Origin of the sequence: Paenibacillus apiarius, from assembly GCF_017052585.1 — a bacterium.
In the GTDB taxonomy this organism is placed as follows: Bacteria; Bacillota; Bacilli; order Paenibacillales; family Paenibacillaceae; genus Paenibacillus_B; species Paenibacillus_B apiarius.
The window spans coordinates 1,360,869-1,376,148 of record NZ_JAFFHZ010000001.1 but is presented as its reverse complement, the minus strand read 5'-3'; the positions used below and the strand labels follow the sequence as shown (position 1 = coordinate 1,376,148).

Annotated in this window: 11 protein-coding genes; 10 read left to right on the top strand and 1 reads right to left on the bottom strand. The window is 51.2% G+C overall.

Translation table 11 applies throughout. The annotated features are described in order from the left end of the window. Window positions 1-811 precede the first annotated feature (811 nt). From gltB to JSQ80_RS06245, 5 genes are all read left to right on the top strand, one after another. Entirely contained in the window at window positions 812-5,410 is a 4,599-nt protein-coding gene (gene gltB, locus JSQ80_RS06260) for a glutamate synthase large subunit (protein ID WP_206094741.1), read from the top strand. Window positions 5,411-5,513: 103 nt separating this feature from the next. Beyond that, the gene (locus JSQ80_RS06255) at window positions 5,514-6,833 is read left to right on the top strand and encodes an MFS transporter (RefSeq protein WP_240463573.1); all 1,320 of its coding nucleotides are present in this window, start codon (window positions 5,514-5,516) and stop codon (window positions 6,831-6,833) included. A 602-nt stretch (window positions 6,834-7,435) separates the two neighbouring features. Further along, a complete protein-coding gene (locus tag JSQ80_RS28930; protein ID WP_240463572.1) occupies window positions 7,436-7,843 on the top strand; it encodes a hypothetical protein in 408 nt (135 codons plus the stop codon). Between the two features lie 115 nt (window positions 7,844-7,958). Beyond that, complete coding sequence (locus JSQ80_RS28925; protein WP_336245839.1) at window positions 7,959-8,642, top strand: PAS domain S-box protein; 684 nt, start codon at window positions 7,959-7,961, stop codon at window positions 8,640-8,642. Further along, window positions 8,632-8,826 (top strand): AbrB/MazE/SpoVT family DNA-binding domain-containing protein, encoded by a 195-nt coding sequence (locus tag JSQ80_RS06245; protein ID WP_240463571.1) that lies wholly within the window; start codon window positions 8,632-8,634, stop codon window positions 8,824-8,826. The genes JSQ80_RS28925 and JSQ80_RS06245 overlap by 11 nt, the downstream gene beginning before the upstream one ends. Before the next feature lie 111 nt (window positions 8,827-8,937). Here JSQ80_RS06245 and JSQ80_RS06240 read toward each other — a convergent pair whose 3' ends face one another. Beyond that, the gene (locus tag JSQ80_RS06240) at window positions 8,938-9,309 is read right to left on the bottom strand and encodes a helix-turn-helix domain-containing protein (RefSeq protein WP_206094739.1); all 372 of its coding nucleotides are present in this window, start codon (window positions 9,307-9,309) and stop codon (window positions 8,938-8,940) included. Window positions 9,310-9,799: 490 nt separating this feature from the next. Here JSQ80_RS06240 and JSQ80_RS06235 point away from each other — a divergent pair, with 490 nt between their 5' ends. The 5 genes from JSQ80_RS06235 (at window position 9,800) to JSQ80_RS06215 (ending at window position 15,275) form a co-directional block, all read left to right on the top strand. Continuing rightward, complete coding sequence (locus tag JSQ80_RS06235) at window positions 9,800-10,567, top strand: YveK family protein (protein WP_206094738.1); 768 nt, start codon at window positions 9,800-9,802, stop codon at window positions 10,565-10,567. Further along, complete coding sequence (locus tag JSQ80_RS06230) at window positions 10,548-11,222, top strand: CpsD/CapB family tyrosine-protein kinase (protein WP_206094737.1); 675 nt, start codon at window positions 10,548-10,550, stop codon at window positions 11,220-11,222. Before JSQ80_RS06235 ends, JSQ80_RS06230 begins: the two co-directional genes overlap by 20 nt. Before the next feature lie 277 nt (window positions 11,223-11,499). Further along, window positions 11,500-12,849, top strand: coding sequence for a lipopolysaccharide biosynthesis protein (locus JSQ80_RS06225; RefSeq protein ID WP_206094736.1), 1,350 nt, complete (start codon window positions 11,500-11,502; stop codon window positions 12,847-12,849). Continuing rightward, window positions 12,806-14,164, top strand: a complete 1,359-nt coding sequence (locus tag JSQ80_RS06220) for a phenylacetate--CoA ligase family protein (RefSeq protein WP_206094735.1) — start codon at window positions 12,806-12,808, stop codon at window positions 14,162-14,164. The genes JSQ80_RS06225 and JSQ80_RS06220 overlap by 44 nt, the downstream gene beginning before the upstream one ends. Window positions 14,165-14,180: 16 nt before the next feature. Then, the gene (locus JSQ80_RS06215; protein ID WP_206094734.1) at window positions 14,181-15,275 is read left to right on the top strand and encodes a glycosyltransferase; all 1,095 of its coding nucleotides are present in this window, start codon (window positions 14,181-14,183) and stop codon (window positions 15,273-15,275) included. Window positions 15,276-15,280: the final 5 nt, after the last annotated feature.

Below are 15,280 nucleotides of genomic sequence, written 5' to 3'. Positions count from 1 at the left end.
GGAACAGGCGAACCCGCATATCCGTCAGGATGTGCGGGTTTCTCTTACGCAAATGCGGGGGAGGATGCCCTCTCCTGTCACGGCCTTGCTTTATCCTTATTGAGGAAGGAATGTCTATTCGCTTCATTCGCTCCTTTTTCTCACTCTCCCCTCCATTCAGATCAGATGCAACCCCTCTTCCCTTTTGAAATGTAAGAGTTTTTGCTCCTAGACGATAAACATGATGCCGGTGCAGAGGGGTCTTAACATGGTCCTTAGATCCATTCTCCCATATAGTCAGGAAGAATGACGTCGGGGATAAGGCGCATTCCGTTCTGTGCGGACAATAGGCTGCGAGCATGAAACGGCCGATTACAAATAAACCAAGGAGCGCACCCGTCTTCTGAAGGAAAGGGAGAATGAAGCAAAGAGGAGGGGAGTAGAGTCCCTTCAGTCTGAACGCGCCATTGCTCAATATCAAACAGTCTTCTTTTATGCATGGAAAAGAATAAATATACATATATGTATGGGAAAATTTTAACTTACGTTTCTGATAAATCTAAATAATATGTTGAAAAGTGCAAAAAAAGAATCATAATTTATAAACGATAGATGTCTGGTGAATGTAATGTGTTGAAGCGGGATAAGCTCTTTACAATGGCTGAATAGGCCAAATAATTAAAATTATCATATACATAAAAATATTAAATTGCCATGATATAAGCGTGGTGTTAAAATAATTAAACAATACAAATGAATAATTATAAATTCATTTCAAGTCCGTAAATAACGATGCCAGGATAGTTCAATTTATATAGAAAGGTTGCATTCCATGAAACAGAACGGCTTACCTCCAAAACAAGGTCTATATGATCCGCAGTATGAAAAAGACGCATGCGGAATGGGTTTCGTCGCACATATCAAAGGACGTAAGTCTCATGATATCGTTCGCCAGGCGCTAAGCGTGCTTGTCAGCATGGAGCACCGCGGCGGACAAGGCAGTGAACCAAATACCGGTGACGGCGCAGGCATTATGCTGCAGATTCCGCACCGCTTCTTCGCAAAGGAAATGAAGGCCCAACATATCGAGCTTCCTCCATCCGGCGAATATGGCGTCGGGATGCTGTTCATGTCCCGGGACGAACGCATCCGCGAGCGTCATGAGATGGTGCTCCGCCGCATTGTCGAAGCAGAAGGCCAGACGTTCATCGGCTTCCGCACGGTGCCGACGAATGAAGAAGGGCTCGGCCAGTCCGCCAAGGCGGTGAAGCCTTATGTCCGCCAACTGTTTATCGGCCGCAGCTCCGATCTTCACGATGAGCTGGCATTCGAACGCAAGCTGTATATCATCCGCAAGCTGGCGGAGAAAGAAATTCGTTACACGCAGGAAGATGGAGCCGATTCGTTCTATATTCCGAGCATGTCGTGCCGGAAGATCGTATATAAGGGCATGCTGACCACGGAGCAGGTCGGGCGATTTTACTTGGATTTGCAGGACGAGAATCTGGACACGGCAATTGCGCTTGTCCATTCGCGCTTCAGCACGAACACGTTTCCGAGCTGGGAGCGGGCTCACCCCTACCGCTATATGATTCATAACGGAGAAATCAATACGCTGCGCGGCAATGTGAACTGGATGCATGCGCGTCAGACGTTGTTCCAGTCCGGCATCTTCGGCGAGGACCTCGCGAAGATTAAGCCGGTCATCGACCACGACGGTTCGGATACGGCAATGTTCGATAACACGTTCGAATTTCTTTATTTGGCGGGACGGCCGCTGCCGCATGTCGCCATGATGATGGTGCCGGAACCATGGTCGAATCACGACAGCATGGATGAGGCGAAGAAGGCATTCTATGAATATCATAGCTGCTTGATGGAGCCGTGGGACGGTCCGGCGGCAATGGCGTTTACGGACGGCGTGCAGATATGCGCAACGCTGGATCGCAACGGTCTGCGCCCTTCCCGCTATTATGTGACGAAGAATGATTTAATTATATTAAGCTCCGAAGCCGGGGTATTGGATATTCCGCCGGAGCATGTGCTGTATAAAGACCGCCTCCGTCCTGGGCGGATGCTGGTGGTCGACACGGAGCAAGGGCGCATTATCGCCGATGAGGAAGTGAAAGCCCGGATAGCAGCAGAGAACCCTTACCGGGAGTGGTTGGATGAGCATCTGATTGACCTGACCGATCTGCCTGATGCGCCAGAGACGCCAGAGCCGAAGCACGAGAACGTGCAGCAGCAGCAGCAAGCGTTCGGTTATACGTTCGAGGAGCTGCGCAAAATTTTGGAGCCGATGGCTGCAAGCGGTGTCGAGCCGCTCGGTTCGATGGGATATGATGCGCCGCTCGCCATTTTGTCCGATCGGCCGCAGCGTCTGTATAACTACTTCAAGCAACTGTTCGCTCAAGTTACGAATCCGCCGATCGATGCTATCCGCGAAGAAATCGTGACGGCGACGGGAACGACGATCGGACCGGAGCGCAATCTGCTCCTGCCGGAGCCGGAGAGCTGCCGTCATATCAAGCTTGAGACCCCGGTGCTGTCGAACGAAGAGTTCGCGAAGCTGCGCCATATCCGGCGCCCGGGCTTCAAGTCGATCACGATTCCGATTCTGTTCCTGGCCGAGGAAGGAGCGGAGGGAATGCGCGCGGCGCTGCAGACGATGTGCGAAGCCGCAGACCGGGTCATCGGCAAAGGACATAACATTATTATTTTGTCCGACCGCGGCGTAGATGAGGACAATGCGGCGATACCGGCATTGCTTGCAGTAGCGTGCCTGCATCACCACCTGATTCGCCAAGGCACGCGCACGAAGGTAAGCCTGCTTCTCGAATCCGGGGAGCCGCGCGAAGTTCACCATTATGCGCTTCTGCTCGGCTACGGCGTCAGCGTCGTGAACCCGTACTTGGCGTTCGAGACGCTGGACGATATGATTCATCAAGGCTTGCTGGGCGGCGTTACGCATGAGAAAGCGGTGAAAAATTACATCAAGGCCGCCACGAAAGGCGTCGTGAAGATTTTGTCCAAGATGGGCATCTCCACCGTGCAATCATACCGCGGCGCGCAAATCTTCGAAGCCGTCGGCTTGAAGCAGGAATTTATTGATGCATACTTCACGTGGACACCGTCGCGTATCGGCGGCATCGGCTTGGAGGAGATTGCGCAGGAAGCGCTGACCCAGCATGTCCGGGCGTTCGCGAAGCAAGCGGGGCGCGATCCGGAGCTCGATTCCGGCGGAGAATATCAATGGCGCAAGGGCGGGGAGGATCACCTCTTCAACCCGCAGACGATTCATACGCTTCAACAGGCATGCCGCACGAACGATTACAAGTTATATAAGAAGTATTCCGCCTTGGTGCAAGGCGAGTACAGCCAGAACCGGACGCTTCGCTCCCTATTCGAATTGAAGCCTGCCGGCCCGGCGGTCTCCATCGATGAGGTCGAACCGGTGGATTCAATTGTGAAGCGGTTCAAGACTGGCGCGATGTCATTCGGATCCATCTCGAAGGAAGCGCACGAGAGCTTGGCTATTGCGATGAACCGCCTTGGCGGGAAATCGAACTCGGGCGAAGGCGGAGAAGATCCGGCACGCTTCGTGAAGGATGCGAACGGCGACTGGAGACGGAGCGCCATCAAGCAGGTGGCCTCGGGACGCTTTGGCGTCACGTCGAACTATCTGGTCAATGCGGAGGAAATCCAAATCAAGATGGCGCAGGGCGCGAAACCGGGCGAAGGCGGACAGCTGCCGGGACGCAAAGTATATCCTTGGGTCGCGGAGGTGCGCGGTTCGACCCCGGGCGTCGGGCTCATATCGCCGCCGCCGCATCATGATATTTATTCGATCGAAGATTTGGCGGAATTAATATATGATTTGAAAAATGCGAATCCGCGAGCGCGCATCAATGTCAAGCTCGTGTCCGAGGTCGGCGTCGGCACGATCGCCGCAGGCGTGGCGAAGGGACGCGCCGACGTCATTCTGGTCAGCGGATACGATGGAGGCACCGGGGCATCGCCGCAAGGCTCTATCCGCCATGCGGGGCTGCCGTGGGAGCTCGGACTTGCGGAGACGCACCAGACGCTTATCCTGAACAACTTGCGCGACCGGATCGTGCTGGAGACGGACGGCAAGATGATGACCGGCCGCGACTTGGCGATTGCAGCCCTGCTCGGAGCGGAGGAATATGGCTTCTCGACCGCGCCGCTTGTCGTCATCGGCTGTGTGATGATGCGAGTCTGCCAGCTCGATACATGCCCGGTCGGGGTGGCGACGCAGAATCCGGAGCTGCGCAAAAACTTTGCGGGCGATCCGCAGCACGTCGTCCACTTCATGCGCTTCATCGCGGAAGAGCTGCGCGAGCTGATGGCGGAGCTTGGATTCCGCACGCTCGACGAGATGATAGGCCGCTCCGAATGTCTGAACGTGAGGGAAGCCATCGATCATTGGAAGGCGAAGCACCTCGATCTGTCGTCTATCCTGCATCAACCGGAACTGCCTGAAGGCTCTGCGCGCATTCGGGTGCGCGAACAGAATCACGGCCTGGAGGAGACGCTTGACATGCAAGAGCTGCTTCCGTTAGCCGAGCCTGCGCTTGCGCGCCAGGAACCGGTTGCAGGCACGTTCGCCATCTGCAACGTGAATCGCGCGACCGGCACCATTGTCGGCAGCGAAGTGACTCGCCGTTATGGAGCGGCCGGCTTGCCGGAGGATACGATCCGTTATACATTCGTCGGGTCGGCCGGGCAGAGCTTCGGCGCGTTCGTGCCGGGCGGCATGACGCTGTCGGTCGAGGGGGACTGCAATGACTATGTCGGCAAAGGCCTCTCGGGCGGAAAGATTATCGTCAAGCCGTCACGGCAAGCGACCTTCGTGCCGGAAGAGAACATTATTATCGGGAACACGGCCTTCTATGGCGCGACCAGCGGAGAAGCATACATCCGCGGCATTGCCGGCGAACGCTTCGCCGTACGTAACTCCGGTGTCCATGTCGTCGTGGAAGGGGTTGGCGATCACGGCTGTGAATATATGACCGGGGGAAGAGTCGTCGTGCTGGGCACGACCGGCCGCAACTTCGCCGCAGGGATGTCTGGCGGAATCGCCTACGTGCTCGACAGAGACAGTTCCTTTGTAGACCGCTGCAATCTTGAGATGGTGCTGCTGGAGCATGTGGAGGCTGAAGATGAGGCCCTGGTGGTGAAGACGATGATCGAGCGGCATGTTCACTATACGGACAGCACGCTCGGCGAGCGTCTGCTTCGCGACTGGGAGACGACGAGACGGCAATTGGTCAGAGTCATTCCGAAAGATTATAAACGGATGATGGAGCAGATCGCGAAGGTGGAAGCGAAAGGAATGACTGGCGAGGCAGCCTTGCTGACTGCTTTCGAAGCAAATATGCGAGATTTATCACGTGTCGGCGGAAACTGATTTATGATACGATAGCCTTAGTTTGCAGCTCGGAGATTTTCGAGCTCGGACTAAGGCTTTTTTTAATTGGACCTTGACTTCGGGAGAGACAGTTGGTGATAGAATGAGGCATTCGCCTTTAGGAATGTTCCGCAATTATACGCGGGAAATGAACGTCTTTATATGGGCCAGCATGATTAATTCGACAGGCGGCGCGCTCATGTGGCCGCTCACTACCTTGTTTGTGCATACGCAATTGAACCGATCGCTGGCAGATGCCGGATTCGTCATCTTCATGCAGATGCTGGGCGGGGTCATCGGGCAATTGCTGGGCGGAGGACTATACTATCGCATTGGCGTGCGGCGGCTTCTCATCGGGGCCTTGGCAGCGACGTCCGTTCTGCAATTCGCGCTTGTCATTACCGCACATGCCGATTGGTGGATTTATGTGACGACGATGACCGTGCTGGGCTTGACCAACTCCATGTCGATGCCAGCCATCCAGTCCTTTATTGGATTTCGCTGGGCCGAGCGAAGGGAAGAGTTATTTAACGTTATTTATGTGGCGAACAATATCGGCGTGGCGCTTGGAACCGCATTGAGCGGCGTGCTGGCCGACATTTCCTTCAATCTCACCTTTATGTTGAACGGTTTGACCTCAGCTGCCTTCGCCGTTTTCTTTCACCGCTTCCTGCGCGGAATGAAAGATGAAGGGCGGGCGGGGGCACATCCGGCGGCTGAGGAACGAGCGGGACAGAACCGGAAGCTGGGGGAGGCGCCGGAACTGCAATTGCCCGACAGCGGCGTGCTGCCCGAGCGGAGCATCTGGCAGAAGCTGGCGGCGTATCGGATATATTTGTTCATGTCGATCGGTTCCATGTTTGTCTGGCTTGCGAATTCCCTTTGGGGAACGGGCGTCGCTCCGCATATCGCCGACAACAATATGAGCTTCTCGATGTATAGCTTGTTATGGACGTTGAACGGCGTGCTTATCTTCATGGCGCAGCCTATCATTTCGTGGTTGAAACGCACGATCGCGAAGCCGCTAACGGCACAATTGACATGGAGCGCCGTATTTTACGGACTGGCCTATCTAGTTATATGGTTCGTGCCGGTATATGGAGGATTTGTGCTTGGCATGGTATTGGCTACGCTCGGGGAAATGCTGGTGTCCCCAGCGGTTCCCGCGTTCCTTGCCGCCCGCGCCGGACGGGAGGCGCCGTTCTACATGGGCGTGGCTGGCGGCATCACTTCCGTCGGCCGCATGATTGGTCCGTATGTGCTTGGGATTATGTACGACCGGAGCGGGTTGAATGGAGTAGCCGTCATTTCGACTTGGATAGCCGCTATCGCGGTCATGTTTTTCGTCCTTCATGCATGGGTGCAAACGAAAGCACAAAATCAGCGGAAAACGAAAAAGCATTCATTTGACACATATTCATAAAAGTAATATGAGATTCGACAAAAATAGAAGAAAAAAGAGGCGCGCTTCGTTTCAGCATCCGACAGTATACCTAATTCGGCTGGGCTATAATAATGGTGTCGCAAAATAATGATGACGGGCTCTAACGATATCTGCGGACAATCTGAACGAAGTGAGGTACGGGTTATGATAGAGAGTGGGCACACGGAAACGATTCATACGACCGAATACATCCATGCGAATACGAATTGTGACAAAATATCATTAGACATCATTTACGTTCTGCAGCAGCTAGATATCGAATTAGAGCGATGCCCAGAGGATATAAGACGTATGGCGATTGTACATACGATAAGATAAAAAGGGCGGAACAAAACAGCATCCTCCGTACGGACGGCAGTCCGTCGGAGGATGTTTAAGATCTGTGCCCGAATCATTCTACCGGAACAATGCAGGATTTTCAACGTATAGACTATTAAAACAACCACAATTTTCATATTTTGGATAGCGGCATTGAGATAAACGAAACAAGGCACAGCTGAATGACCATCGGTGAACGAGAGAGGGACTAGAGGAGCTCCTATCAAAATCGAGAGCCCTTCAATAATTAAAGCGTATTAATTATGCGGGAGCGGAAATCGACATCGCCAGTGAGCCTGGGTGCGGTAAGAAGGTTATGCTTCGAATTCAACACGCGGAGGGAAGGCAATGAGATCGATTTTGGGGACATGAGGCTCAAGCCGGCATTGCTTCCTCGGTTCAGATCCGCGCTAGGCCCGTCGGAGCTAATGCACAAACGGATTTTATATGAAGAAATGTTGACTATCGTTCGCTTTTTCACGGGCAGATTAATTACGCAGCTCGCCGGCACCCCAATTGTCATCGTCATCTCGGATGAGAACGGCTGTGAGCTCGACATGGCGGGGGACGAGACGATGCAGCAGCTGGCGGCAGCTCGGCATCGAAGCGGGAGTGCAATTCACCGGAGAAGCATGCGGAACGAACAGCATCACTCTTGCGAAGACATATAGAAGGCCTGTGCAGCTTGCTGGAGAGCAGCATTTTCACCATTGCTTTCACGACAAAGCCTGTTATTCCGTTCCCTTTGGCGCCACGGACGAGAATAACCTGCTCGGCACGGTGTCGATGATGACGTCCATGGAGCATGCACATCCCTATTTTATGGCGATGCTCGTTACCGTGGCCGACTCGATTGAACGCGAGCTGCTCTTGCGCAGGCAGAACCGCAAGTTGAACATTTTGAACCATATTATGATGGATACGACGCGCAATGGCATTATCGTTACGGATCGATACGGGCGAATTACCGAATTCAATTCATATGCAGAGCGATGGACGGGTCTATCCCGGAACGATCTGATACAGCAGCCGGTATGGGAGATGAAACCCATGGGGCCTTATATCGAGAAGGTCATCCGAACCGGCAAGACCTGCGAGGAGATTGAGATGGTCGTGTGCCACATGGCAACCGGAGCAAAACAGGTATGTCTATTCGACGCTCTTCCCATCATGGATGAGCATGGCAATCGAATCGGGGCTTTCGGGCAATTTCGTGATATTACGGAAAGGGTCGAGTCGGAGGGGCGCTATAATTACTTGACATACCACGATGACTTGACGGGACTGCCGAACCGGAGGCGCTACAAGGAGCTGGCGGCCCGGTTGATCGCCGAAGCGAAGCAGAACAAGCAGATGATGGCCGTTGACGGATATGCCATCTATGCTCCGGCCATGCCCCGCGAATCTCATGGCAAGCTGCCGATGGAGCCCCAACGAGTAATGAAAGGAGTGCAACGAATTGAAGCGTAAGCTTATGCGAATCGGGAACAGTTACGGTGTTTTTACAAAGGATATGCTGGACAAGCTGGATGTGGAATTCGGTGATACGCTGGATGTGGAAATCAGTGAACGGACCGGGGAGGTCATCATCAGGAAGTCTTCCCCAAACGCCGGTCAACAACAATTGCATGAGCTGTACAAGGCGTCGATATGAAAACAGCGAAAAAAAATATCTTCATCATCGGGTTCATTCCCGAATCAAGCCAATGGACCTCACCCCCGCTCTATTTTGATAGCGGGGGGGCTTTATATTTGCAGCACTTATCTATGGCCGCATAGAGCGTTCCGCTCGCACGAAAGCGATGAATCGGCGCGCTTCGTCCTCCGTTAATTCACGGCCATCCACAGTAAGCCGAAACTTTTTGAGCAGCTCCTCATCCGACAGTTCAAGCCCGTCTGCAAACATAAGTACCTCTTGCGTCGCCTGTCCGTTCGGACTGGACAGACGCCCGACCAAATAATCGATGGAAACCTCAAATTGATCCGCTAATTTCGTCAACGTTTCAAAGTCGGGTTTACGGCGATCTTTCTCATAATGAGATAACGCAGCCCGCGTAATTCCAAGCAATTCAGCCAACTCTTCTTGAGTCCATCCCTTTCCTTCGCGCAGCTCCGCAATGCGGATTCCGGTGCTCATTTGAATAACCCCCTTTTGAATCCAAATCCAATTACTATGAAACAAATCGTATCTAAAATAACAAAAAAATAGAAGAAAAGGATTGACGTGTTACAAATTGTATCGTAAAGTAAAGAGGTGATTTGATACATAATGTATCCAAAAAATATTGATGTAACATTAAGTCTCATTATGCCATGCTGCAATGATCAGCACCATCACTTTTATATCAAGCAGAGGATGAAGTTATGGAGCATGTGAGCTTAAAAAACACAGAACGATGTGCGGCTTCCTATAAATGAACCCATCGCGACGTTGTGTCCAGCTCAGTTCAACATTCACGAGTTGTACAAGTTAATGCCGGTCTATTATTTGCAACCAAATTCCAGTCTATTTTACCACATAAAAATTTTGCAGTTCAATCAACTCGTCAAAGAAAACCATGATAGAAATAATGCCGAATTGCAGTAAATCGTCGATACGTTTTTTCGATAAGGAGGAAAGTAAGGCAATGAGGGAATTGGACATGAAGACGATGCTGCGCATGCTGAGGAAGAAGTTGTGGATCATTGCGCTCTTTGTAGTGATTTGCACCGGCGGAACACTGTACAGCAGCATGGCTATGGTGCCTCCGGTCTATGAAGCGTCCACGAAGCTGATTGTAAATAAAACGAGGATCGTCGAAGGGGAAAGCACGCTTGACCTGAATGATTTAGAAGCGAATATGCAATTAATTTCCACATATAAAGAATTGATTAAAACCGACTGGATGATTAAAGACGTCCTGGCGAAATATCCCGATCTTAATATGAACAGCAAAAAATTGCGCGACAGTGTCACGGTAAGCTCGACGAATAAGACCCAAGTGATGACCATTAGCGCCGAAGCCTCTTCTTATGAGCTGGCCAGTAAAATCGCCAACGGCATTGCAGAGCAATTCATGAAAAAAATACCCGGCTTGATGCATGTGGACAATGTAACGATATTAAATCCGGCCGATCCCGCGCTTGATCCAGGACCGGTGAAGCCGAACGTTATCCTCAATGCGTTAATAGCCTTCATACTCTCGTTCATGATAAGCATCGGGGTCATCCTCGTACGAGGATGCTTTGATGATTCCATACACGAGGAAGAGGAGCTGCAGCAGCTGATGTCTTTGCCGACATTGGCCGTCATTCCCAAAATAAACGGAAAATCCTCCAACTTTGCAAAACATCGTCAGTCTTCCATCACGCACAAAAAGGCGGGTGAGCGTACCAATGTTTCGACAAATGCGTAAACCGGCATTCATTACTAGAGACGACCCCCAATCTTACGTATCCGAGCATTACCGTCAGTTAAGGACCAATATTGGGCAGTTGCTGAATGAAGGGAATCTGAAAAGTCTTGCTGTCACATCGGCGAATCAAGGAGAAGGCAAGACGACAACTGTCATCAATTTGGCGGTCTCCTTTGCAATGGAAGGAAGACGGACCGTCATTGTAGATGCGGATTTGCGGCGGCCTGCCATCCATCAAGTGTTCAATGTTGGCAAAAGCTTGGGGCTGTCATCGCTTCTAAATGAAACGACCGTTCTGGATCAAGTGCTGCGGGAAACGGAAATCGAGCATTTATGGACGCTTCCGGCAGGCGCAATCCCGGATAATCCGGCCGAATTGCTCTCCAGCCAGCCAATGACGGATTGCCTGCGGCAATTGCAGCAGAGCTTCGATGTCGTGCTGGTTGATTGCCCGCCGGTCTTGCCCGTAGTCGACTCCAAAATTATAGCAAATAAATGTGACGGGGCCGTGCTCGTCGTCCTGGCTGGCAAGACGAAAGCGCAGGCGGTAAAAAAGGCGAAGCAGCAATTCGAAATCGTGAAAGCAAATCTGCTGGGCACCGTCTTGAACGGGCAGGAGAAAATATATAAATCGGAGTGGTACGACTATTGTTAATGCTTCGTGATTAATTGGGTCAGTCCATTAGCCGGACTATCATAAGGTAATGCCTACTATACCTTTATCATTGTAGGCACTCGGCCATGCTGTGGGCAAGCGTGGGCCTTAGACGTTCATCGTCGAGGGTGTGGCGTGAGGAGGGGTTAAATGCCCCAGTTTGCATGATGACGGCTTGTCGGACAACGTATGAAGTTAAAGCGATTTAACAATGTGCCTTGTGCTGCAAGTGCTCTGCGGATTCATGCAAATATATCGGGATTGTAGGTGTTGGAAATTGTCCATCTTGGCGCTTCCTAAAAGCAAGCTGTTCAAAAATGCCGCCGTTCTCATGTCAGGAACCGCATTGTCACAAGGCATTGCGATTGCAGCGGCCCCATTGCTAAGCCGATTGTATACGCCGGAGCAATTCGGAGTTTTCTCCATATATACGGCATTCGTCAGTTTGTTCTCTGTGACCGCGTGTTGGAAATATGAAATGTCCATAGTCGTTCCCGAGCGGGAAAAAGATAGCGTTAATCTCGTTAATGTATCGATGATCGCGCTGCTGCTTACAACGCTTGGCACCGGGCTTCTGATGCTGATTATAGGGCCGTATATCGGCAATTGGTTTGGCGTTCCGCGCATGGATGCCGTATGGACGGTATGGCTGCCGCTCACTGTATTTTCTATCGGAGGGTATCAATGCTTTAGTTATTGGTGCACGCGGAACAAAAAATATAAAAGGCAGTCCATCTCGCAAATCTTTCGCTCGACGGGTGTTACTGGCATGCAATTGACGGGCGGTATAACCGGGTTGGGTTCGATCGGGCTCGTTCTCGGGCAATTCGCGGGTCAAATGCTCGCTTCCGGAGTGCTCTTCTTCCAGGTGTGGAAGGAGGACAAGGCCAAGTTCATTACAGAAACGAACGTGGCGGCGATGAAGGAGCAAGCCCGCAAATTTAAACAGTATCCGTTGTATAACATGCCGCAGACGATAGTGAATTCGGTCGCCCAAAATATGACCCCCTTCTTGCTTGCCGTGTTCTTCGGACCGGCTGTCGTCGGGCTGTACGGATTATCTCTTCGCATGCTGCAGCTGCCCATTTATGTCATAAGCGAATCGGTTCGCAACGTTTATTTTCAACAGGCGTCAGAACTGCATAATCAAGGAATGCCTTTGTTCGGTCTGCTGAAAAAGACGACCTTGGCGCTGATTGGCGCCGGCATTGTCCCTGTGCTCGCCACAGTGGCGTTCGCGCCGGAATTATTCGCATTCGCGCTCGGAGGAACGTGGTACGAAGCGGGAGAGTATGCCCGGTGGATGGTGTGCTGGTGGTTTGTGAATTTCTTTATGCCGCCTGCCTTTGTAACCGGTCAGCTCTTTAATTTGCAAAAGCATTTGCTCGTGTATGAGATCATTTCGCTTCTGCTTCGGGTAGCGGCTTTATTCAGCGGATACGCATATAACAGCCCGCTGCTGAGCATTGCGCTATATAGCTTGGTGGGAGTCGTAATGAATCTGGGCTTGGTTGCGTCTATGATGATCGTCGCGCGCAAACGCAGCTTATTAATAGAGAAAGGAAGAGAAGAAGGCAATGGTATTGAATCCGCTGAAAAAAGGGTTGACTCGAATTCGGTTGTATAGACAAAAGGATGTGTTCGGTAAATATAAAACGCTGCATCGGAATCAGTGGCTCGAGCCTAAGCAATACCAGCAATACGTGCATAAGAAGCTGAGCGCCTTGCTTCAGCATGCTTGCCAACAGGTTCCCTTTTACCGCGACAAAATCAGTGTAAACGAACTTATTCATAACAACATGATCGATTGGCCCCGCTTTATGCAAATTCCGCTGCTTACGAAAGATATTATGCGGGAGCATTACGGGCAATTGATATCAACAGATATACAAGCGCGGAAATGGTTTGAAGAAACGTCCGGAGGATCGACGGGCGAGCCGGTCCGATTCATTCAAGACGATGATACGATGTCTTGGATGCTATCGTTGAAATTGCTCTATGACCAGTGGACGGGGCGGCTGCCGGGAGACCGGCAAATACGGTTATGGGGATCGATGCGCGACCTGCTCGCAGGCAAAGAAACGATGCGAACTCATGTTGGAAGATGGATGCGCAATGAAAGGTGGATCAATGCGTACCGCATGGATGAAGAACGGGTAAGATTGGCTGTCGATAGCATTAATGAATACAAACCGAAGCAAATATTGGCCTATGTGGAAAGCATATACGAGCTGGCCCAATATATCGAGCGCCATCAGCTCCCGATCCATCATCCCGATGCGATTATGACGACGGCTGGCGTGTTGTTTCCCCATATGCGGCAAACGATTGAACGCGTCTTTCAAACGAAAGTCTATAACCGTTACGGTTCGCGCGAGGTGGGCGACATTGCCTGCGAGTGCGAGCATCATAAGGGATTGCACGTATCGGGGCTAACCCATTATGTAGAAGTGCTGCGCGAGGATGGGACGCCGGCCGCTCCGCATGAAGTCGGGGAGATTGTCGTAACGCCTCTGTGCAACTTGTCGATGCCGCTGATACGATACCGAATCGGCGATCTGGGCGTCTGGTCTGATGAGAGCTGCACGTGCGGCCGGCCGTTCAAGCTGCTGAAAGAAGTGACCGGCAGAATTAGCGATACCTTCATCAATGCGAACGGAACGAAAATTCAAGGGACCTATTTCAGCCAGCTCTTCTTTTATCAGGATTGGGTTAAGCAATATCAGATTATTCAGGAAGCGTACGAACAAGTGAAGGTTTTCGTCGTGCTAAAGCATCCCGAGGTCGGTTTAAGCGGATATGCTGCCGAAATCCGGAAAATTAACGATCAATTCAAGGCTGTGCTTGGTGAAGGCTGCGATATTACATATGAGCACGTTGAGGTTATATCTCCGCAAGCTTCAGGGAAGTATCGCTACTTGATTTCCCATGTGACGGCATGACCAAAAGGAGCTGGATATGAAGAAAAAAGTGCTTTTTATTACGCCCAATTTGCATGGCGGCGGTGCCGAGCGAGTTGTTGTTAATTTATTGAAGCATATCGATAGGGAGCGCGTCAGCCCTTGTTTTATGACGCTGTCTCTGCATGGGCCGTTTGTATCCCATTTGCCGGAGGATATAGCCGTTACCGATCTTGGCGTTTCCCAAGTGCGTTACAGCATGATTAAACTCGTCAATGAAATCAATCGCATTCAGCCGGATGTCATTATGTCTACGTTAATGCATCTGAACATCGCTTTGCTGGCGATTAAGCCGTTCTTGAAGGGGAACCCGAAGGTCATCGTACGCGAGGCCAATATGCCCAGCCAGGAGTTGAAACGCCGCAGCAAGCTGCACCGGTTATTATTCAAATGGTATTATCCCAGGGCCGATCAGATCGTCGCCCTGTCGAATGATATGAAGAACGATATTTTGCAATCCAATGAGCAGATCCAAGCGCGACAAATTACGATTATTCACAATCCGGTCGTACTGCATGAAATTCGGAAACATGCGCAGGAACAGGTGAACCATAGGTGGTTATCCGATAAAACAATGCCAGTCATCTTAAGCGCGGGACGTCTGGAAGAGCAAAAAGACCATATCACCTTGCTTCATTCGTTCGCGCTCGTGCACAAAAGAATGAATTGCCGGATGATTATTTTGGGAACCGGCAGTCAATACGAGAAGCTTACTGCGTTGGCGCAACAGCTTCATATTTCGGAGCATATCGATTTTGTGGGCTTTGTCGAGAATCCGTATATGTATATGAGACAATCCGATTTATTTATATTGTCTTCCAAATATGAAGGCTTGCCTAACGTCTTGCTCGAAGCAATGGCGCTAGGGCTTCCAATCGTGTCTACCAATTGCGCAGGCGTTCCGGACGTGCTGGAAGAAGGGACGTACGGGAAAGTGGTGCCGATCGGAGATGCCGAGCAGTTGGCTGATGGCATTTATGCCAAATTGTCTTCCCCTGATCCCTCTGACTTCATGAAGCTGCGAACCCACGCGGAAAAATTCGATATTGAACGGATTGTGGACCGATATACGGATTTATTTGTTGCGATCTGAGGGGA